The organism is Streptomyces sp. NBC_01498, assembly GCF_036327775.1.
GTDB lineage: Bacteria > Actinomycetota > Actinomycetes > Streptomycetales > Streptomycetaceae > Streptomyces.
Genome location: NZ_CP109598.1, coordinates 2,956,933 through 2,977,458, shown reverse-complemented (window position 1 = coordinate 2,977,458; position 20,526 = coordinate 2,956,933). Strand labels below are relative to the sequence as shown.

Annotated in this window: 23 protein-coding genes; 11 read left to right on the top strand and 12 right to left on the bottom strand. The window is 69.8% G+C overall.

All coding sequences use genetic code 11. The features are described from left to right. Window positions 1–81 precede the first annotated feature (81 nt). On the bottom strand, window positions 82–1,482 hold the full coding sequence (locus tag OG875_RS12545) for a 2-oxo acid dehydrogenase subunit E2 (RefSeq protein ID WP_330174297.1): 1,401 nt from the start codon (window positions 1,480–1,482) through the stop codon (window positions 82–84). Window positions 1,483–1,514: 32 nt separating this feature from the next. Continuing rightward, complete coding sequence (locus OG875_RS12540; RefSeq protein WP_330174296.1) at window positions 1,515–3,692, bottom strand: alpha-ketoacid dehydrogenase subunit alpha/beta; 2,178 nt, start codon at window positions 3,690–3,692, stop codon at window positions 1,515–1,517. Window positions 3,693–3,897: 205 nt separating this feature from the next. On the opposite strand from OG875_RS12540, the gene OG875_RS12535 reads away from it, so the two are divergent. The 8 genes from OG875_RS12535 (at window position 3,898) to OG875_RS12500 (ending at window position 12,072) form a co-directional block, all read left to right on the top strand. After that, on the top strand, window positions 3,898–5,133 hold the full coding sequence (locus OG875_RS12535) for an alpha/beta fold hydrolase (RefSeq protein WP_330174295.1): 1,236 nt from the start codon (window positions 3,898–3,900) through the stop codon (window positions 5,131–5,133). Next, entirely contained in the window at window positions 5,133–5,672 is a 540-nt protein-coding gene (locus tag OG875_RS12530) for a VOC family protein (RefSeq protein ID WP_330174294.1), read from the top strand. Before OG875_RS12535 ends, OG875_RS12530 begins: the two co-directional genes overlap by 1 nt. Then, window positions 5,669–6,247: a VOC family protein gene (locus OG875_RS12525; protein ID WP_330174293.1), complete on the top strand. Its 579-nt coding sequence runs from the start codon at window positions 5,669–5,671 to the stop codon at window positions 6,245–6,247. Before OG875_RS12530 ends, OG875_RS12525 begins: the two co-directional genes overlap by 4 nt. 7 nt (window positions 6,248–6,254) lie before the next feature. Continuing rightward, complete coding sequence (locus OG875_RS12520) at window positions 6,255–6,917, top strand: GntR family transcriptional regulator (RefSeq protein ID WP_330174292.1); 663 nt, start codon at window positions 6,255–6,257, stop codon at window positions 6,915–6,917. Window positions 6,918–7,503: 586 nt separating this feature from the next. Then, window positions 7,504–8,463 (top strand): sugar ABC transporter substrate-binding protein, encoded by a 960-nt coding sequence (locus OG875_RS12515; protein WP_330174291.1) that lies wholly within the window; start codon window positions 7,504–7,506, stop codon window positions 8,461–8,463. Window positions 8,464–8,465: 2 nt separating this feature from the next. Further along, complete coding sequence (locus OG875_RS12510) at window positions 8,466–10,061, top strand: sugar ABC transporter ATP-binding protein (protein WP_330174290.1); 1,596 nt, start codon at window positions 8,466–8,468, stop codon at window positions 10,059–10,061. A gap of 101 nt (window positions 10,062–10,162) precedes the next feature. Then, entirely contained in the window at window positions 10,163–11,185 is a 1,023-nt protein-coding gene (locus OG875_RS12505) for an ABC transporter permease (RefSeq protein WP_330174289.1), read from the top strand. Between the two features lie 53 nt (window positions 11,186–11,238). Beyond that, window positions 11,239–12,072, top strand: coding sequence for an alpha/beta fold hydrolase (locus tag OG875_RS12500; RefSeq protein WP_330174288.1), 834 nt, complete (start codon window positions 11,239–11,241; stop codon window positions 12,070–12,072). On the opposite strand, the gene OG875_RS12495 is transcribed toward OG875_RS12500, so the two are convergent. The 3 genes from OG875_RS12495 to OG875_RS12485 form a co-directional block, all read right to left on the bottom strand. Further along, window positions 12,069–12,440: a hypothetical protein gene (locus tag OG875_RS12495; protein ID WP_330174287.1), complete on the bottom strand. Its 372-nt coding sequence runs from the start codon at window positions 12,438–12,440 to the stop codon at window positions 12,069–12,071. The genes OG875_RS12500 and OG875_RS12495 overlap by 4 nt on opposite strands. Before the next feature lie 138 nt (window positions 12,441–12,578). After that, window positions 12,579–12,878, bottom strand: a complete 300-nt coding sequence (locus OG875_RS12490; protein WP_330174286.1) for a DUF397 domain-containing protein — start codon at window positions 12,876–12,878, stop codon at window positions 12,579–12,581. Further along, entirely contained in the window at window positions 12,878–13,699 is an 822-nt protein-coding gene (locus OG875_RS12485) for a helix-turn-helix domain-containing protein (RefSeq protein WP_330174285.1), read from the bottom strand. Before OG875_RS12485 ends, OG875_RS12490 begins: the two co-directional genes overlap by 1 nt. Before the next feature lie 113 nt (window positions 13,700–13,812). Between OG875_RS12485 and OG875_RS12480 the strand changes: the two genes are divergently transcribed. Then, a complete protein-coding gene (locus OG875_RS12480) occupies window positions 13,813–14,208 on the top strand; it encodes an ATP-binding protein (RefSeq protein ID WP_330174284.1) in 396 nt (131 codons plus the stop codon). Window positions 14,209–14,323: 115 nt separating this feature from the next. After that, a complete protein-coding gene (locus OG875_RS12475; protein WP_330174283.1) occupies window positions 14,324–15,229 on the top strand; it encodes a CDP-diacylglycerol diphosphatase in 906 nt (301 codons plus the stop codon). Between the two features lie 181 nt (window positions 15,230–15,410). Here OG875_RS12475 and OG875_RS12470 read toward each other — a convergent pair whose 3' ends face one another. After that, window positions 15,411–16,337 carry a hypothetical protein gene (locus tag OG875_RS12470; protein WP_330174282.1) on the bottom strand — a complete coding sequence of 309 codons (927 nt, stop codon included), beginning with the start codon at window positions 16,335–16,337 and terminating at the stop codon, window positions 15,411–15,413. A gap of 340 nt (window positions 16,338–16,677) precedes the next feature. Between OG875_RS12470 and OG875_RS12465 the strand changes: the two genes are divergently transcribed. After that, window positions 16,678–17,217, top strand: coding sequence for a DM13 domain-containing protein (locus tag OG875_RS12465; RefSeq protein ID WP_330174281.1), 540 nt, complete (start codon window positions 16,678–16,680; stop codon window positions 17,215–17,217). A gap of 93 nt (window positions 17,218–17,310) precedes the next feature. Here OG875_RS12465 and OG875_RS12460 read toward each other — a convergent pair whose 3' ends face one another. From OG875_RS12460 to OG875_RS12435, 6 genes are all read right to left on the bottom strand, one after another. Further along, window positions 17,311–17,541 (bottom strand): anti-sigma factor family protein, encoded by a 231-nt coding sequence (locus OG875_RS12460; protein WP_330174280.1) that lies wholly within the window; start codon window positions 17,539–17,541, stop codon window positions 17,311–17,313. Then, window positions 17,538–18,209 carry an RNA polymerase sigma factor gene (locus OG875_RS12455; protein WP_330174279.1) on the bottom strand — a complete coding sequence of 224 codons (672 nt, stop codon included), beginning with the start codon at window positions 18,207–18,209 and terminating at the stop codon, window positions 17,538–17,540. Before OG875_RS12455 ends, OG875_RS12460 begins: the two co-directional genes overlap by 4 nt. A 159-nt stretch (window positions 18,210–18,368) precedes the next feature. After that, window positions 18,369–18,806: an SHOCT-like domain-containing protein gene (locus tag OG875_RS12450; RefSeq protein ID WP_330174278.1), complete on the bottom strand. Its 438-nt coding sequence runs from the start codon at window positions 18,804–18,806 to the stop codon at window positions 18,369–18,371. Between the two features lie 20 nt (window positions 18,807–18,826). Then, window positions 18,827–19,096, bottom strand: a complete 270-nt coding sequence (locus OG875_RS12445; protein WP_330174277.1) for a hypothetical protein — start codon at window positions 19,094–19,096, stop codon at window positions 18,827–18,829. After that, window positions 19,093–19,458, bottom strand: a complete 366-nt coding sequence (locus tag OG875_RS12440) for a DUF2089 domain-containing protein (protein ID WP_330174276.1) — start codon at window positions 19,456–19,458, stop codon at window positions 19,093–19,095. The genes OG875_RS12445 and OG875_RS12440 overlap by 4 nt, the downstream gene beginning before the upstream one ends. A 161-nt stretch (window positions 19,459–19,619) precedes the next feature. Beyond that, on the bottom strand, window positions 19,620–20,405 hold the full coding sequence (locus OG875_RS12435) for a DUF4253 domain-containing protein (RefSeq protein ID WP_330174275.1): 786 nt from the start codon (window positions 20,403–20,405) through the stop codon (window positions 19,620–19,622). Window positions 20,406–20,526 lie beyond the last annotated feature (121 nt).

Sequence of the window (20,526 nt, the reverse complement as noted above, 5' to 3'; positions counted from 1 at the left end):
CAGTGCGGGGCGCGTCGTCCTCGCCCTCCCGTCCCGCCCGTCCACCGCACTCGTGGACGCCGGGCACGGAAGAGGGGTACGTCAGATCAGCAGCCGGACCGGCTTCCCGATGGCCTCCCGCAGTGCGGCGAACCAGCGTGCGGCCAGTGCGCCGTCCACGGGCCGGTGGTCGGCGGAGAGGGTCAGCGTCATCATGTCCGCCGTCGCCAGACCGCCTTCCTCGGTGACGACCGGCGTCCGGGTCGTCGTACCGACCGCCAGGATCGCGGCCTGCGGCGGATTGATGATCGCGCCGAACTCCTCGACCCCGTACATGCCGAGGTTGCTGATGGTGATCGAACCCCCCTGGAGGTCGCTCTGGCGCAGCGCGCCGCTGCGGGCCCGCTCGCTGAAGGCGCGCACCTGGGCGGAGACGGCCGACAGGGAGAGCGACTCGACTCCCCGCAGCACGGGGGTGACCAGCCCGCTCTCGGTGGCGATGGCGACCGAGATGTCGACGGTGCGGAAACGGCGCACGGTGTCGGCCGTCCAGATGACGTTCATCTCGGGTACCTGGACGTGGGCCTTGGCGATGGCCTTGATGAGCAGGTCGTTGACCGAGATCCGCGTCTCGCCGTCGACGTTGATCCGCTGCCGCAGGGCGAGGAGTTCGCCGACGTGGATCTGTCCCTTGACGTAGAAGTGCGGAGCGTCGCGCTTGCTCTCCGTCAGTCTGGTGGCGATGGCCCGCCGGATCCGGGAGTGCGGGATCTCGTCGTACGCCGCGCCGACGAGGACGGGAGCCGCCGAAAGGGGCGCCGAACGGGGCGCGGCAGGAGGCGCGGAAGCCGTCTCCGTCTCCGTCTCCGTCGCCGTGGTCGTGGTCGTGGCCGTCACGGGACCGGCGGCGGGTGACGCTGTCCGGGCGGCGATGGCGTGGGTGACGTCGTCCCGGACGACTCGGCCCCCCGGCCCTGTTCCGGTGAGGGTGTCGAGGGCGATCCCCGCTTCGCGGGCCAGCCGCCGCGCCAACGGACTGGAGAAGATCCGCCCGCCGGACGGCGGGAGGGCGATCTCCGGTGCGGCGGCGGTCGGGATGGCCGGTCGGGGAGCCGGGTCGGTTGTCCGACCGGCGGTGGGACCGGCGGCCGGTCCGGTGGCCGGTCCGGCGGCGGGAACCTCCCGCCGGACGGCCGGCTCGGCCGTGGGCCGCTCCACGACGCCCAGTTCCGCGAGAAGCCTGTCGAGGTCGCCCACGTCCTCGCCCGGCGCGGCGATGACCGCGATCGGGCTGCCCACCTCGACCTCGGTGCCGGTGGGTACGAGCGCCTTGAGTACGGTCCCGTCCGCGTCGGCGGGCACGTCCACCTCGGCCTTGTCGGTCTCGACGGTCATGAGTACGTCGCCCGCGCGGAACGACGCCCCCTCGGGCACGGGCCAGCCGGACAGGACCGCCGCCGTCGAACCGGCCGCGACCTCCGGCATGCGGAGCAGCTCAGCCATGGTTTCCTCCGTGTTGCGTAGATGTCGGCGGTTCAGCGAGCGGTGATCTTCTCGAGCTCGGCGGCGACCTCGTCGGTCCCGGCGATGGCCGCCCGCTCCAGCACCTTGCTGATGCTCGGGGACGCCTCGCCTCCGGTGACCCGGCGGACGGGCTGGTCCAGCCAGTCGAAGAAGCGGCGCTGGATCTCGTCCGCCAGCCACCCGCCGTAGGACGTGCCGACAGCTCCCTGTTCGGCGATCAGGACGTTGTTGGTCTTCTGGATGCTCGCGCCGATGGTGTCCCAGTCGATGCTCGCCCGGTCCAGCCAGCGCAGGTCGATCACTTCGGCGTCCGTGTCGCCGCTCTCCACGGCCTCAAGTACGTGGTTCGTCATGGCCAGGTAGGTCAGCACGGTGAGGTCCGCGCCCTCGCGCCGTACCGCCGCCTTGCCCACCGGCAGGCAGAAGTCCAGGTCGTCCACGGGGACCTGGCCCGTGGACGGGTAGAGGTCCACGTGTTCCAGGACGACGACGGGATCGTCGCAGCGCAGCGCGCTGTTCATCAGACCGATGTAGTCGAAGGGCGTGGAGGGCGCGGCGACGCGCCAGCCGGGGGCGGTGGCGAAGATCCCGGCCGGGTCCATGGAGTGCTGGGAACCGTATCCGGTGCCCATGGCGACCTTGCTGCGCAGCACGAGGGGTACGTCGGCGGTGCCCCCGAACATGTGGCGGGCCTTGCCGATCTGGTTGAACAACTGGTCGGCGGCCACCCACATGAAGTCCGCGTACATGAATTCCACCACCGGCCGGTAGCGCCCTTCCAGCGCGATGCCGCCCGCCAGGCCGGCGAACGCGTTCTCGCTGATGGGCGTGCCCAGCACACGTCCGGGGAACGCGTCGGCGAGGCCCCGGGTGGCGCCGTTCGTCCCGCCTTTGAGCCGGTGGACGTCCTCACCGAGCACGATGATCCGCTCGTCCTCGGCCATGCGCCGTGCCATGACGTCGGCCACCGTGTCGATGAACTTGCGTTCCGTCAGCTTCCCTTGGACGGAGGCCGGTTCGGCGGTGCGCGCCCCGTCGAACTCGCGGAGGTCGCCGCGAATACCCACGTCCCGGAAGTCGGGGTCCGGCCACAGGCCCGGCCTGATCCGCCGCTGGCCCGGCTTGCCGCCGGGCTTCGGTTCGAGGAGTTCGTCCGCGACGGACTCCATCTCGGCCTTCACCGCCGCCGTGCACCGCGCCACCTGCTGCTCGGTGAGGATGCCCCGGCGGACCAGATGGGACGTGAGGAGTGCCAGCGGGTCGCGGTCCCGCCACTGCTTCTCCTCCTCCTTGGCGCGGTAGCCGAAGGCGCTGCCGGGGAACGGGCCGTTCTGGTGGAAGTAGCGGTAGACGTCCGCCTCCACGACGGTGGGGCCGCCTCCCGCCCTCATGTGTGCGACCGCTTCGCCGGTCGCGAGGTACACCGCGAGCGGGTCCATCCCGTCGACGCGCCAGCTGGGGATGTTGAAGCCCGATCCGCGTGCGGACAGCCGTGGTTCGGCGGTGACCTCGTCGACGTGGGTGGAGACGGCGTACTGGTTGTTCTCGATGAAGAAGCACATCGGGAGCCGCCATGCCCCGGCGAGGTTGAGGGTCTCCAGGACGGATCCGATGTTGACCGCGCCGTCCCCGAAGTACGAGACGGAGACGGCGTCCGTGGCGGCGTGCCGGGCCGACCAGGCGAATCCCGCGGCCTGCGGAACCCCGCCGCCCACGATGGCGTTGGTGCCCATGGCCCCGGCCTCGCGCCACTGGAGGTGCATGGATCCACCGCGCCCGCGACAGAACCCGTCGGCGAGGCCGCAGATCTCCGACAGGCCCCGGGAGAGCACCGTGCGTATCGCGTCGGGCAGGGGGACCAGCGGGTCGATCCCGTCGGGGGCGACGTACCCGAACGCCTTGGCGAGGAACTGGTGGTGCCCCCGGTGCGAGCCGTTGACGTAGTCGCCGCCGGTGAGTGTGAGCACCGAGCCGACGGCGCCGCCCTCCTGGCCGATGCTGGAGTGCGCGGGACCGTGCACCAGGCCCTGGGACGCGAGGGACAGGACGTATTCCTCGAAGGTCCTGATGAGGAGCGTCTGGGTGAACATCGAGGTCAGCAGCGCCGGTTCGGCGGCGTCCCAGTCCTTCCTCGTCGCGGCGACCTCGACCCAGGGGGCGGCCGGGCTGAGTTTCTTGTGTGTGGGCACGGACGCCTCCAGGACATGAGCACATGGCTCGGCTGGGCTCGAACACCCAAGCTCTTGCGATGTCTCACAGTCGCGCTCAATGGATCCATAATCAAGCTTAAGTTACCAATATGTTACTTAAGGATTGCAGGTCGGGGCATTGACTAGGCACGTTAAGAGCGTGATGGTCGGCGTTGAGCAATCATGGATCCATTGGAGGATGGTCATGTCGATGACACCGAACGACCCCAGCGACCTCCAGGAGTTCGAACAGGACACCTGGTGGGAAGCGGTACGGGCCGAACTCAACGCGGACGCCCAGTGGACGGAGGCGGCCAAGTACTTCTCCGCACGCATCGAGCTCCGTGGCGACCGCGCCTCGTGGACCGTGGACACGCGTGACGGGCATGCCGTATCGGTGCGGCGGGGCACCCACCCGCAGGGAGCCGACATCACCGTCGTCGCCCCGGACGCGGAATGGCGCCGGGTGATCGACGGGCGGACCGACTGGTTCGAGGGCACGTCGCCCGGACTCGGCCGCATCACGGTGGAGGGCGACGGCATCGCCGCCATGCGCAACGTCAAGGCGATGTGGCGGCTGCTCGGCGCGCTGTCCACGGCGGGCAGACCCCCGGCCGCGCCCGGCCCCTACTCGCCCGCCCCCGAGACCGGCCGCCACACCGCGGTCACCGGCCGCTACATCGAGGTCGGCGGACTGCGGACGTACTACGAGGAGGCCGGCGAGGGGATCCCGATCGTCTGCGTCCACGCGGCGGGCCAGGACACCCTGATGTACCGCCATGTCGTGGAGCAGCTGTCCGACGAGTTCCGCGTCATCTCCCTCGACGCCCCCGGCCACGGCAAGACCCTCGAACCGGCCGGCGGCGCCTTCCGCGACATCAGCGACCACGCGGACTTCAACGAGGCGTTCATCGACTCCCTCGGCCTGGAGAACCCGGTCGTCGTCGGCTGCTCGATGGGCGGCAACATGGTCCTCGAACTGGCGGCCCGGCGGCCCGGCTTCTACCGCGCCGTCATCTCGGCGGAGGGCTCCGACCACACGCCGACCGTCAGCGACACGCTGCTGGAGATGCTGCTGCTGAACGGCGCGCAGATCCTGGAGGGCTGGTCCCGCTCCATGACCGGCCACCGTACGCCGCCCGACCGGGCGCGCGAGGTCGTGTGGCAGTTGCGCCGGGTCTGCCCGGAGGTGATCGCCGCCGACCTCACCGGCTACGCGGGCTTCGACCGCCGCGATCAGGTCGGCCGTATCCAGAGCCCGGTGCTCCTGCTGCGCGGTGACGCCGACTGGCTGGTCCCGCAGGACATGGTCGAGCAGGTCTCCGGCCGTATCCCCGGCAGCCGCATCGCGGTCCTGGAGGGCACCGGCCACTACCCGATGATCGAGAACCCCGTCGAGTTCAACCGGGCCGTGCGCGACTTCGTCAAGGAGACCCTGTGATGAGCGGCCTCTCGGCCGGCCTCCCGCGTCCCGGCACGCTGCCCGCGCCGCTGGCGGGACTGCCGGTGGCCCAGATCGGCATCCTCGTACCCGACCTGGCGGCGGGCATCGCCACCTGGTCGGCACTGCTGGGAGCCGACGACTGGCTCGTCTACACCTACGGCCCCGAGACCGTTCCCCGGCTGACCTACCGCGGCGAGCCGGGCACGTTCCGGATGCGGGTCGCGCTCACCGGGGACGCCCCGCAGGTGGAACTCATCGAGTCGCTGGCAGGGCCGAGCATCTACACGGAGTGGATCGCGGAGCACGGCTACGGCCTGCACCACCTGGGCTTCCGGGTTCCGTCCGCGGAAACGGCCGTCCGCGAGATGCGGGCGAGCGGTGTCGGTCTGCTCCAGTCGGGCGGCGGATACGGGCAGGACGGTGACGGCGGGTTCGCGTACTTCGACACCCAGGACAGCGTCGGTCTGCTCGTCGAGGCCATCGAAGTGCCCGAGCGCCGCAGGCCCTCCGAAGCACCGCCCCGGGGGCGGGGGTGACTCCGGCAGGGCGGCGCGGCCTGCCGGGACTGGCGGGCGTCGAGCACATCGGCTTCACGGTGCCCGATCTCAAGGCGGCGACCGCGTTCTTCACCGAGGTCATCGGCTGCGAACCCGTCTACACGCTGGGGCCGTTCCGGTCCGACGGCACCTGGATGGCCGACCATCTCAACGTCCACCCGAGGGCGGTGGTGCACGGCCTGGCCTTCTTCCGCTGCGCCAACGGCCCCAACTTCGAGGTGTTCCAGTACGAGTCCCCCGACCAGCACCCCGTCCCGCCGCGCAACAGCGACATCGGCGGCCACCATCTGGCCTTCTACGTCCAGGACCTGGACGCGGCCGTCGCCCATCTGCGGGCGCACCGGGTGACGGTCCTGGGGAAGCCCACCGACAGCACCGGCCCGAGCGAGGGGCAGCGCTGGGTGTACTTCCTCACCCCGTGGGGCATGCAGCTCGAACTCGTCTCCTTCCCGCGCGGCAAGGCGTACGAGAGGGCGCTCGGTCAGCCGGACGGGCGCGGGGGCCGAGGGGTGAGACTGTGGCAACCTGAAGTGCCAGATGAGCCGCCACGTTAGGGAGACCATGCCAGGCATCGACGGTTCGTCCTCGGTCGCCAGTCAGCGGGTCGCCGACACGCTGCGCAAGCAGATTCTCCTGGGGAAACTGCGCCCCGGCGCGAGGATCATGCAGGAGGAAGTCGCGGCGTCCTTCGGCTCCAGCCGGCTGCCGGTCCGCGAGGCCCTGCGGATCCTGGAGTCCGAGGGTCTGATCGTCCTCAAGGCGAACAGCGGGGCGTGGGTCTCCCAGATGGACCTTGCCGAATGCCAGGCGACGTACAAGCTGAGGGAGCGGGTGGAGCCGCTGACTCTCAGCGAGTCGATCCCGAATCTCACGTCGGACGACTTCACAAGGCTGGACGAAATCCAGCGTGAGATCGAGGCGAACGACGATGTCGACCTTTTCCTCAGTCTCGACAGAGAGCTTCACCTGATCACGTACTCGGGCTGCGTCGATGAACAGCTCCGCACGATGGTGCGGCGTTTCTGGAATACGACCCAGCATTACCGGCGCGCGTACGCCCATCTCATTGATCCGACCGGGCGCGAGCTGATCAATTTCGAGCATCGGCTGATCATAGAGGCGATCAAACGAGGCGATCCGGTCGACGCCGAACGCTTCCTGGCGGGGCATATCCGCCGTACGCGGCTCGCGCTCTCCCGCCATCCGGAACTGTTCGCCGAGTAGAAGCCGAGTAGAAACAGCTGAGCGGCCCGGTGGCCGCGCAGCCGGACAACGGCACCATCAGCCGGCGCACCCCGCTTTCGCACGGCTTCGTTCACCTGCGTTCGTCCACTGCCGGGCGAGCTTCGTTCGCCTGTCCCCGTCGACGTCCGGGCGAGCTTCGTCCACCTGTCCCCGTCCACTTCCAGGCGGGCCGCGGTGCGGACGACCGCCCCTTTTCCCCTGCCTTGACAAGCCGTCCCGCGACCCGGGGCGCCCATCACGTCCATGGCCAATATGGATCCATAAAGTTGATCACGTTGCCGAATCGTGACCGATATTGTTCCATGCTGGCGATTGACGTGGGGTGATTCAAGGTGGAATCTCGGGAATGCCAAAGGGTTCTTCACTGATGGATCCATTTGATGGATGCCCCGCTCGGCGGAAGATCCCCGTCACCCGCGTCGTGGCTCATGCCCCACCCGGCCCACCACGGCGACGAGAACGCACCCCACCCGGGCTGTCGCCCCGGACCCACACCCTCAGGCCGCGCAGTCCCGCCCATGCCCTCGCATCGGCGGACTCCGCCGCTTCTCCGAAGGAGCGCGCCGTGAAACGCCGCACAACTGTCGCCATGACCCTCGCGATGTCCACCCTGACCGCTGCCCTCGCCGGCTGTGGTGCCGAGCCGGCCGGCGGCGCCGGGGGAGACGCCAAGACCGTCGGACTGATCCGGTTCTCCGGGTCGGACGTCTATGCCAACAGCGCTCTCGACGCCATCGCCGCCGCCGGCAAGAGCAAGGGCTGGAAGGTGACGGAGGTGGACGCCAATGGCAGCGTCGACGCCGCCAACACCGCGCTGACCAACCTGGCCACCAAGGGCGTCGACGCCATCGCCATCTCCGTGTTCCCCACCGAGGCCCTCGCGTCGGGCGTCGCCTCGGCGCGGTCCGCGGGCATCCCCGTCGCCAACTGGGGAGGCGGCCTCGGCACGGGCGTGCCCATCGCCGCGGACGTGTCCATCGGCGGGCCGATGGCACAGCGGGTGGTGGACGACCTCGGGGGCGAGGGCGCGCTGCTGGCGCTCGGCTACCGTCCCGGACTGCCCTGCCAGCGCCGTGAGAAGGCACTGGAGGAGGCGGTCGCGAAGACGGACATCACGGTCGACGCCCAGCAGATCACCATCCCCGGCCAGGTCGAGTCGGCGGACAAGGCGACGCAGGCGTGGGCCCAGGCCCACCCCAAGGGCGGCAAGCTCGCCGTGTGGGCCTGTTTCGACGACCCGGCGACGGGCGCCGCCGCAGCCCTTCAGCAGCTCGGCCGCACCGACGTCAAGGCATACGGCCTCAACGGCACCGCCGAGGCCCTGTCCCTGGTCAAGGCCGGGAAGCTGACCGCGACCGAGTGGATCGACGGACCGTCCCAGGGGCGCGAGATAGCCGAGCTGCTGGAGAAGTTCTGGGCCGCCCCCGACGACTTCGAGCCGGTCGAGATCGACGGCGACTACAAGATCGTCGACAAGTCCAACGTGGACGACTTCCTGGCCGAACACCCCGAGTTGAGGAAGTAGCCATGACAGCGTCACCGACGCCGGCTCCGCCACCGATGCCACCGACGGCGGCTCAGGCCCTGACGCCGCCCGGCGCCGGGGAGCCGGCACCGGGCGGCCGGACGGACCCCCTGGTCCGGGTGCGGGGACTCACGAAGGCGTACGGTGCCATCCGCGCCCTGCGCGGCGTCGACGTCTCCTTCCGGCGCGGCGAGATCCACGGGCTCGTCGGAGCCAACGGCGCCGGCAAGTCCACGCTGATCCGCTGCCTGGCCGGTCTGGAGCAGCCCGACGCGGGCGACGTCCTGGTCGACGGCGCGGTCACCCAGCTCCACGGTCCGGCCGACGCGGCCGGCCTCGGACTGGCCTTCATCCACCAGGAGCTGAACCTGGTGACGTCCTTCACCGGGTCGCAGAACATCATGCTCGGCAGCCACAAGGGCTCGATGCTGAGCCCTCGGCGATTCGGGGGTGTCCCCGGCGCGGTGCTCCGGGCCGCCCGCCGGGTCGGGATCGACTTCCCGCTCGACGTCCCCGTCGCCGGACTGACGGTGCATCAGCAATGGCTCGTCACCATCGCGCGAGCCCTGGTCGAGGACCGGGCCCTCATCGCCATGGACGAGCCGACCGCCTCCCTGGACGCCGAGGAGGCGGCCAAGCTCCTCGGGGTCACCCGTGAACTGGCCGCCTCCGGTGTGGCCGTGGTGTTCATCAGCCACCGGCTCGACGAGGTGACGGAGGTGTGCGACCGGGTCACCGCCTTCAAGGACGGATCGGTCTCCCTGTCGCTGCCCCGGGCGGAGATCACCCGCGAAGCACTCGTCCGTGCCATCGTCGGCCACGACGTCACGCCCGGTGCCGGTGTCACGGCCTTCGAGCCGGCGGAGCGCGCCGAAGCCGCCCTGAGCCTGCGGGGCATCGGCCGTGGACGGACCGTCCGCGACGTGTCCCTCACGCTTCACCGGGGCGAGGCCCTCGGTATCGCCGGCCTCGTCGGCTCCGGACGTACGGAGCTGGCCCGGCTGATCTTCGGCGCGGATCGCCCCGACAGCGGCACCATGGTGCTGGACGGCGAGCCGTACCGGCCGCGCACCATCGCGCACGCCATTGAGCGGGGTGTCGCGTACGTCCCCGAGGAACGGCGGTCCGAGGCACTCTTCCTCACACATTCGGTCGAGGAGAACCTCCACATCACGACATGGCACCGCCGCCGCCTCGGCCGGTGGCTGCCGTTCATCCGCCCCCGCGCGTCCCGGGCCGCCGCGAACGCCACCTGCCGCGCCCTCGGCATCAAGACGGCCGATGCCCGCCGACCGGTCGTCGGCCTCAGCGGGGGCAACCAGCAGAAGGTCGTCATGGGCCGCTGGCTGGCCACCGATCCGAAGATCCTGATCCTGGACGAACCCACCCGCGGCGTGGACGTGGGCGCGCGCGCCGACATCTACGCACGGATCCGCGCGGCGAACGAGTCCGGTTCCGCCGTCCTCGTCATCTCCTCGGAGTTCGAAGAACTTCTCGAGTGCGACCGCGTCCTCGTCATGGCCGAGGGCCACATCGTCGGCGAGCTGACGTCGGACGAGATCACCGTCCGGAACATGCTGCGCCTCTGCTACGCGTGAGCCACGCCGCGCGACCGAGAAAGCCGGGAAACCCGGAGAACCGAGAACGCGACCGAGAAAGCCGGGAAACCGGGCGAACCGAGAAACTGGAGAACCCCGCCATGGAAGGCACCATCGAACAAGCGGCGAAGTCGCCGGCCGCCCAGGGGGCCGCCGCACGGGGCGGCGCACAGCGCGTTCTGGTTCTGACGGGCAGGTACGGAACCCCCGGCGTCCTCGTCCTGCTCCTGATCGGCTTCACCGCCGCCGGTCCGACGTTCCTGACCGGTCAGAACCTGCTGAACATCCTCAACCAGAGCGCCACCCTGGCCGTCGTCGCCGGCGGCCTCACCCTGCCGCTGGTGGCGGGCAAGTTCGACCTCAGCTTCGCGGCCGTGGTCAGTCTCTCCGGCATCCTGGCGGTCGGCTTCCTGGAGCGCGGCGGACTGCCCTGGTTCGCCGCCATCCTGCTCGCCCTCGCGGCGGCCGGAATCATCGGGCTGGTCAACGGGCTGCTCGTCGCGCAGCTGCGCATCGACCCGATCGTCGCCACCCTGGGCACCAGCACCATGCTGCTGGGCCTCAACTACGCGTATTCCAGCGGCACACCCATCACTCTCGATTCCGGACCCTTCACGGAGATCGCGCGCGGCTCGGTGCTGGGCGTCCCCGCGCCCGTCATCCTCGCCGCGGCCGTGCTCGGCGGTCTGTGGGTCGCGCTGAACTTCACGCTGCTGGGGCACCACATGCGGGCGGTGGGCACCAACCAGGTGGCCGCCCGCATGGCCGGCGTACGGGTGGCCCGCATCACCGTGATCGCCTTTGTGATCTGCGGACTGTGCGCGGGCCTGGCGGGCGTCCTGCTGTCGGCGCGCATCGGCAGCGGGCAGGTGACGGCCGGTGACGGCTATCTGCTGAACGCGTTCGCGGCGGTGTTCCTGGGCGCGTCCGTGGTCAGGGACGGTGAATTCCACATCGTGGGCACGCTCGTGGGCGTGCTCATCGTCACCGTCACCTTCAACGGCCTGTCCCTGCTGGGCGCCGAGTCCTACGTCCAGTTCCTCTTCCAGGGCGGAATCCTGGTCGCCGCCACCGCCTTGAGCAGCACCAGCCGGCGCATGCTGCTCGACTCGGCCCGGCGCTGACGGCCCCAGGCGTACGCACCCGTTTCCCGTCCCACCGTTGCGAGAGGCATCCCATGAGCAGCACCGAAACCGAGAAGCGGATCAAGGTCAACGGAACGGAGCTCTTGGTCCGTGACACCGGCGAGGAGAACCTTCCCGTCGTCCTGGCCCTCCACTCGCTGTTCCTCGACGGCCGCATGTTCGAGGGCTTCAAGGACGCCGCCGCCGGTAGCTACCGGGTGATCCGCCCGGACTTCCGCGGTCAGGGCGGGAGCGCCGCGGCCGAGGGCGACTTCATCCATCTGGACACCGTCACCGCCGACGTCATCGCGCTGGCGGAAGCCCTGGGCCTGGAGCAGGTGCACCTGCTCGCCCAGTCCATGGGCGGTGACGTGGGCTTCCGGGTGGCCGCGGCCCGGCCCGGACTGATCAGGTCGATGGTCGCCCTCGGCTCGTCTGCCTGTTCCGAGCCCGCCGGTCAACTCGTCGTCTTCCGCGAGTGGGTCGACAAGGTCGGCCGCCAGGGCTTCGTCGGTGACGTGCTCCAGGAGACCATGGAGATCATGTTCGGCGCCACCACGCGCGACGACCCAGCCAAACGGGACATCGTCGCGCTGTGGGAGTCGCGGATCGCCGAAGTACCCAGGACCCTGCGCCCCGCGATGGCGGGTGTCATCGAGCGCGGCACCGCCGTGCACCTGCTGCCGCGGATCAGCGCGCCGGTCTTCATCGTGTCCGGCGAGGAGGACAAACCGCGTCCCGTCCCGTGGCAGGACGAAATGGCCGAGCACCTGCCGAACGCCACCCTGTGGCGCCTGGAGAAGATCGGTCACAGCCCCATCCTCGAAGCCCCGGACGTCGTACTTCCCCGCGTTCTCGACTTCTACGACCAGGTGGAGAAGTCCTAGGCGGTGTCCGGGGCCTCGGGAGTCTCCGGCGCCTCAGGTGTGTCCGGTGCGTCCGGAGCCTCCGGGGCTTCGGCCGGTTCGGGGGCATCGGGTGCGTCGGGTGTGTCCGGTGCGTCCGGAGCCTCCGGGGCTTCGGCCGGTTCGGGGGCCTCCGGGGGCTCGGCGCCCTCGATCATGTTGGTCTCGCCGAAGATCGTGGCGTGCTCCAGCACGTCCTCGGCGGGGTCGTCGATCTGGCCGATCGAGAGCACGGTGAAGCCGCCGTTGTGCGAGTTCGTGTGGGTCTCGTCAGCGGCGGCGCCACTGGCGGGAAACACAGCGGCCAGCGCCGCCGCGCTCAGGGTGGTCAGGGCGCGAATGACTCTCATGTGGTGGAAGCCCGTCTGCTCGTCGTACGACTCTTGGTCCGGTCTGTCTATTGCGCAGACCGACCGGAAAAGTCACGGCTGACAGCGTGTGTCGGGGTGGTTTTCACCTCACCGGCGCAGTGTGCACGACGGTCAGGTTCAGCGGACGACGTCCGAGGTGAAGGCCGCCCAGGCGGTGGGGGCGACGGTGAGCACCGGCCCGTCGGAGACCTTGGAGTCCCGGACGTGCACGGCGGCGGGGTGCGCGGCGACCTCGACGCAGTCGCCGCCTTCCTCGCTGCTGTAGCTGGACTTGGACCAGTGGTAGCCGACCTCGACGCAGGCGCCGCCCTCGTCGCCGCTGTAGCTCGACTTGCGCCACTCATAGGCGACTTCGAGGCAGTTGCCGCCCTCGGTGCCGCTGTAGCTGGACTTGAACCACTGACGTGGGGTGCTCATTACTCTCCTAGCAGCCGGTCCAACAGGCCCTTCGTATGTTCAGGGTTGAGGGCCTGCGTCCGCAGCATCGCATATTTGCGAGCCAGGATGCTGACCTCATCCGGGTCCTCGACAAAGAGGCTGCCCCGCTGATTCTCGATGTAGGCGACGTGCTGATGCTCGGGTGTCTCCATCAGGACGAACGGTCCGTTGAGTCCCGCGTGGGTGTTCCGGCCGAACGGCATGATCTGGAGGGTCAGCCACGGGAGGTCGGCGCTCTCCCGGAGATGGCGGAGCTGTTCCCGGTAGGTCTCCTCGTCGCCCAGCCGGTCGTGGAGTACGGCTTCACTGATCACGAAGCTGCACGTCGGCGGCTCCTCGCGCGCGAAGATACTCTGGCGCTCGATACGCGCGGTGGTACGCCTGATGATCTCGTCCGCGGTGAAGGCGGGCACCCTGTTGCGGAACACGGCTCGCGCGTAGCTCTCGGTCTGGAGCAGACCGGGCACCACCTGGTTCTCGTACCAGGAGATGGCGATGGCCTCCGCCTCCGTGTCGATGAACTGCTCGGCCCACGCCGGATACAGGTCCACCTCCGGCATGTGCTCAAGCGCCGTCATCAACGCCCCTTTTGTGTCCAGCACTTGATCCAGCAGCTCCGCCAGGTCGGGCTTCAGCAGCCGACGGCCCTGCTCCACCGACGCGATCGTCTCCTCGTGTACACAGGCGATCTCGGCGAGTTGGCGCTGCGTCAGGCCCGCCACCTGCCGGAAGAGGGACACCAGTGAGCCCACGAGCTTCATCGCCGAGGCGTTCTTCCGCAGTCGCTTTTTGTTGTGCATGCCCGTTCAACTCCCCGTCCCCGTTCGTACGTCACGCCTCTACCGCCCGTACGAAATCTTTGTACGGGCTCGCGCACTGCACCAGCGTAATCACGGGCAGTGACACTCGCCCTGTGAATGAGACGAAACCATCCCCCGCGACACGCGAGTGCTTCTACCGCCGTGAGCGCCGATCCGTGCCCGCCGCCAGGCAGTTCGTACGTGAGGCGGTGATCGACTGGGCCCTCGGGACCCGGCTGGACGACGTTTTGCTGTGCGTGAGCGAGCTGGCGACCAACGCCCTCATCCACGGGGTCCCGCCGGGCCGGGGCTACCGGCTGCGGCTGCGGTTGCTCCCGGACGGGGTGTTCCGGGTCGAGGTGCACGACAGCGGCGACGGCCGGCCCGACGTCCGCGAGCCGTGCGGCGAGTCGGGCCGGGGCCTGATGCTCGTCGCGGCGCTCGCCGACAAGTGGGGGGTGGCGGAACGCAGCCCCGGCAAGATTGTGTGGTGCGAGTTCGTGATCTGACGGGGGCCGCGCCCACCCATTCGGTTGATGGGAAACGTGCCCGTGAGCATTTACCCTGTGGGCGAATCGGCGAGGGTCGAATGCCGAACGGGATTTTCACCATCGGAGATCACGCATGAATGACCACAAGGATTCGCACGGGGTTTCCCGGCGTCAATTCGTCACGCTCTCCGGCACCATTGGTGCCGCCGGGCTCCTGGCCGGCGCGGGCGCGGCCGGGAGCGCGGCGGCGACGGCCGACCCGGTGTACGGCGAGCCGTTGACCGGCTCGTGCCCCACGCCGCCCCCGCCCGGGGGCGCGAACCCCTGCCCGCCCGCCCAGCTCCAAGCCCTCTGCGGCAGCCCGACCGACACCGATCCGCTGTGGCGGGACGTCCAGTCCTGCACGCAGGGGACCCCGGGCCCCAACTGCCTTCACGTCACCCCGAATTATGTGGTGCTGCACGGCAGCCCGCAGAACCAGCAAAATTATCTTCTGCTGCCGAGTTGCCGGATCAAGGGCATCGAATGCCCTTTCATCACGACCTCGGCGGCGGCGAACTACTGGAACGACGCGTGGGAAAATGCACGAAGCGGGGGGAGTGTTCCTGTTCAGTACCCCAATATCGGATTGGGGATCAACTCGCAGATCGCCCGGCGTTTCGACCAGCTGCACATTCATATGGCCGGTGTCCGGCCGAGCACACAGCGGCGTCTGCAAGAGCTGGAAATGACGGGCCGTATGGCGACCCAGCCCTCGCAATGGGCCGCCTCCCAGTACCAGGTGGCCGTCTCCGGCCCCCCGGGCGCGGGGGACCGCACGTACCGGGCCCTGAGGCTCCCCAACCTCGGGCAGAACCTCTTCACTCTGCTGTCCCGGTACGTGGTGGTGCCGAACGGGCTCGCCATGGCGAATCAAACGCTGATCGTGGTCCCGAAGATGACGGCGGCCGGGTTCGCCGGGACGTTCTACGTTCTGAACAGCGACCCCTCACTCCACGACGGCACGAGCACGTGCGACTTCCTGCTCGTGTACCGCTGACCTCGTGTGCCGCCGACGCGCCGGGTGGCGAGCGCGTACCGGCGTGGAGGCGAGGCCCGGCGGGGCCGGTCGGTTGTCGACCGCCGGGCGTGAGAGGTGACCGTCCCGTCCCGGACGAATTCGGCGTCGGCCTTCCCGGCGGTGCCGTGACCCGTCAGGTCCTGGGGGACATGGAGCAGGCTCAGCGGGGATCGGTGACCTGCGTGTGCTGTTCGGGGGCGGCGGCGGTGGCGTCCGCGGGGGAGTGGGACGCCCTCGCGCGGCGGAGGTCGTCGGCCTCGTCGCGAACAGCGTCGAGCCTGATCTCCAGGGTGGCGACCCGTTCACGGCAACGCTCCAGTTCGGCCCGGACGAACTCGGCGTCGGCCACCTGGCGGGCCGTGTCCTCGCGGATCGTGAGGGTCTCCTCCGCGAACTTCCGCTCCGCCGTGTCGAGCGCGTCGACAGCCATCTCGGCCGCCTCCTCGGCGAGCGTGGCCCGTTCCTCGGCGGCCAGGATGCGCTGTACGGACGCGCGGGTGACGCTGTCGATCCTCGCCTCGGCCGCCGCGGAGTCGGTGATGATCGCCAACTCCTCGATGTAGGTGGGCAGGTCGGCGGAGAGCTGCTTGATGAGCGCGACCAGTGCGTCACGCGACTGAGCGGCACGGTCCGCGTCTCCGGAGCCGTTGGCCGTCGGCGCGGCAGTCATCGACCCCGTCGAAGCGCCGGTCGCGCTTTCCCCCACGCCCGGGGCCTGGTTCGGGCCCCGGCCCGGGACCTGGGCTGCGGCGTACGCCGGTTCGGAGGGTCCCTCGGCCAGGGATTCCCCGTCAGGCCGGGGCGTCACCTCCGGGCACCCGTGGGTGTGGCCCGGAGCGGTAGCGGGCCGGGAGGGCTCGGCGGCGTGCGTCCCGGCCGACTTCGCGGCGTTCTTCGCCTCGGCGGCGGCGCGCTTGTCCTCCTTGCGCTGCTGCCGCTTGGCGCGGAACTTCCGGAAGGCGCCGAGCGCGTTGTGGTCGGGGTGCCCGCAGTAGCGGTGCGCCGCCCCCTCGGTACCCGGCTCGGCCGGGTTGTCGCAGTCCGGGTACGCGCAGGTGGGGACGGTCCCGGCGGCGGTGCTGTTCATGGTCTGCCTCTCATCGCTGGCGTGACGGAGTTCCGGGATTCCTGAACTCCGGGGCCACGTAGCCGAACTGGTGCTCGGTGCCCGCAGCCGGGGGACCGGTCCGGCCGTCGTTCGTCGTGGCCCGTGCCTACTCAGTGAGCCGAGGCCGCGGAACGTTACAAGCCGGCTCGACGACGGTCGGTTCCGCGACGGCCGGCTCCCCGGCGTCCGTGCTGTGGTCGTCCGTTCCGTGATCGTCCGGGCGGTTGTCTGTAACGTTCGGCGCCTTTCCGACTCTGAGTCCGGTGTGAACGCGACGCCAGGTCACCGCGACCACCACCGAACCGAAACGGAAACCCCCATGTGCCGAACCAGGCGCCACCGTCCCCTGCTCCGGATCACCACCGCACTGGTCGCCGTGGCCGTGGCTGTCGGGCTCTACCTCTTCCAGCCGTGGCGCCTGTTCACCACCGTCCGGGTGGACGAGAAGCCGCCGACCGCCACCGCGCAGCCTGCGGCGTCAGCCCCGGGGCAGTCCCCCTCGACCGCCGCCGAACAGCCGTTGACCGGCATGTTCCTCTCGCACGAGCACGAGACGAGCGGTTCGGTGTCCGTGCTCGAACCCGGTGACGGGACGACGACGCTGCGCCTGACGGACCTGCGTACCTCCGACGGCCCGGCGTTGCGGGTCTGGCTCAGCGACCAGCCGGTCGAGCGTGACGGGGGCGGCAACCTGGACGACGGTGAGCACATCGACCTCGGCTCCCTGAAGGGCAACGAGGGAAACCAGAACTACGCCATCCCGGCGGGAACGGACCTCGGCGAGTTCTCCACCGTGACGATCTGGTGCGAACGCTTCAGCGTGTCCTTCGGCGCGGCCGAACTGGATCGCCCCGCCTGACACGTCCGTGAGCCGGCCCCGGGGCGTGAGGACGCGCCGGGGCCTCCGCGACGGGGCCGGCTGTCTCCAGCAGGCCGCGCCCGTAAGCTCGGCCTACGGTCGGCTCCAGTCCCGGAACGCGTTGAGCAGCAGGCCCCTGGCGTCGGACGAGATCCCGTCAGGGGTCAGTTCACCGGTCGCGGCGATGGTCTGACGGAACTGATCCAGATACCTCTCGCACTTGGCACACTCGGCCAGGTGGCCGACGAACCGCTGCTCGTCCTCCTCGGAGAGGGCGCCCTCAAGGAAGTCGGTCACCAGTTCCACGAACTCGTCGCAGTTCACGCCAGCTCCCTTCCGGCCACAGCCTCATGGGCACCGGTCAGATACGTCTCCAGTTTGCCACGCAGCAGTGCCCTGGCCCGGTGCAGCAGAACGCGCTGGTTCCCGGCCGAGACCGCCAGCAGGGAACACACCTCGGCCGAGCCGTACCCCGCGACATCGCGCAGCACGAGCACGGCGCGCAGACGGGGCGGCAGCTCGTCGATCGCCTCCGCGATCACCCCGCGTACCTCGCCGCGCAGTACCTGCTCCTCGGGAAGGTGCCAGGGCTGCGGCTCCTGACCGACGGCCCAGTGCCCGGCGTACGGCTCACCCGCACCACGGAAACGCGAGGGGTCGACCGTCGGGCCCTCCTCCTCCGTGAGGAGACTGCCGAGGGGAACGGTCCTGCTCTCCTTCGTACCGCGCGCCTTGGCCGTGTTGACGAGTATCCGGTAGACCCAGGTCTTCAGCGACGACCGGCCCTCGAAGCCCCCGATGCCCTTGATGACGGCCAGCCAGGTGTCCTGGACGGTCTCCTCGGCGGACGCCTTGGTCGACACGAACGACATCGCGAGGCGCATCATGCCGCCGGACCAGCTGTCCAGCACCAAGGCGAACGTCTCCTCGTGACCCTCGCGCAGCCGGCTCACCAGCACGTCGTCCGGGGGCAGTTCACGTGCGCCCGCCATCCGTTCCCCCTCATCGACCGCCACTTGAGACGGCCACCCTATGCGCCGCGCCGGACTGAAGCGTTTCGCGTCTGCCTCAGCTGGTGCAAAGTCGCTCAACTCATCTTGTGGAAGGCTAAGTTGTGACGTGACGACCAAAGGGCCCGCGCCGCGGTGGTGTCACTCGCAGAAGATCTGCACCTTGGAGTCGGGGTCGTTGACGTCGACGATGACGTCGTCGAGTTGCTCGACAAGATCCTCAAGGTGCTGCGGCTTGAGCTCGGTGAGGTCGATCGGCACCCCTGACTTGCTCAGTTCCGTGTTGACCCGGGCGAGCGCCTGCGGCGGGAGAAGACTCGCGAGCCGGACCCCGGCGCGCAGCAGTTGCAGCGGAACCCGGATGTTGACCCGGCTCGCCCCGTCCTCGCCGTCGGCGGAGCCGTCCGTCGATTCGACCACCACGCGCAGGTACTTGGGGCGGGACTTCGGTCCGGACGGGGTGCCCGGCGACGAGTCGGGCCGGTCTCGTTCGAGGGCGGTGATCAGCCGCTCGGCCTCGTCGGCGGTGATCTTGCCCCCGGCCAGCATCTCCAGGATCTGGCGGCGTTGCTCGTTCACGGAGCTTCTTCCTCTCTGGCTCATCTGACGCTGACCAGGAAGGCGGTCCGGCCCTCCGCGATCTCGAATCGGGTACCGGGCAGCGCCCACACCAGCCGGCCGACGCCGCGCAGCGCGCCCAACGCGCCCACCGGGCTCACCCTGGTGGCGAGGCAGGCGATCAGCCCGCCCGGCACGGCGAGCAACAGCAGCGGTGACAGCATCAGCAGCACCGGCAGGACGGGGACGTACAGGCGCCGACGGCGGCCGTCGGAACGGCGGTAGCGCACCGTCACCAGCTGGGGGATCATCGAGGTCCCTCCAGCTCGGCCAGCGCCTCCTGGGCGGTGATCTCTCCCCGTCGCAGACGGTCGACGACGTCAGAGGCGCCGGTGGGCGCCGGGTCGCTGTCCACGAAGTCGAGGTGCTCGGCGATCCGTTTCAGCCGGGACTTGATCGTCGGGTAGCTGACCCCGAAGATCCGCTCCATCTCCTTGATCGACCCGTGCGACCGTACGAACGCGGCGACGAACACCTGGTCCTCGATGTCGAGTTGAGCCAGCTGCGGCGGCTCGAACTGCCCCTCGATCGCGACGCCGCTGCCGGCGAGGCGGACCCGCTCGACCACGAACGGCTGGCCGCGCGTCAGGTCCGTCAGTTCCTGCCAGTCCACCCTCGGCTCCCCCGCTCTCGGTGCCACGCCCTAGGTGCCACGCCCTAGGTGCCACGCTCACTATTCATTTGTATATTGAGTTTTTCAAAGCGTCAACCAGCTCACCTTGATTTAGTTAAGTCGATCTTCAAGGAACTTGATTGTTGGCCTGTCGGGGAGGATCAATCCCACCAGAACGTCCACGCCGGCTGCCCCAGCACCTGGTGGGCCGCGTAGGCCGACAGGGTCGTGTGGCGGCCCTGCTGGATGTTGTCCGGGCAGAACGCGAAGTGCTCCGCCGCGAGCGCCTCCGCCTCCTCCTGGGTCGTCGGCGGGGCGGCCACCGAGACCACCAGCTGGTCGAAGGTGAGGCCCACCACCCGTATGCCGAACCGGTCCTCCCACGACCGCAGCACCGCCGACAGCCGTGCCACGTCGTCCTCGTGATTGACCGGGCCCGTCCAGCCGATCGCCGCCGGGATGTCCGCGCTGCGGCGGGCCGGGACCAGGGCCAGACGGGCGCCGTGCATCCAACTGCCCTCGTCGGTGAGGATCGAGGCGACCTCGGCCGCCTCCTTGTCCGGGTCGGCCGACGACCCCGCCGGAGCCGCCGCCGGCCCCGGCCACTCGTCGTCCTCCAGGCCCTCCCACATCTCCGCGAGGACGTCCTCCGCGTCGTGGTCACCCGGATACGACACCGACTCCGGGCTCAGGTCCCACGACTCGGGCCACTCCTTGCGGTGCCCGCCGTGGACCAGCAGCGGATGCAGCCCGGCGGTCCTGCGGGCCGACAGCATCCCGGCCCACGCCCCGGGGGCCGCCGGTTCGTCCGCGTACCAGAGCAGTGGTTCGTGCCAGGTCCCGTCGATCGTCTCGTCGACCAGCCTGCCGGGCGGCAGGTCGAGACCGGCCTCCCGGCCCGAGGGGTCGGTGGCCAGAGCGGGCAGAGGATTGGGGAGCGTCGCCATGCGGAAAACCTTAAAGCCCGCCACTGACAACGCCGTTGGGCAGCGACGGCAAAGTGCCCGTGCGGGGCGGCGCGAGACGTAAGGATGGTGCGGACCAACCCGCGGACCCTGATTCCAGGAG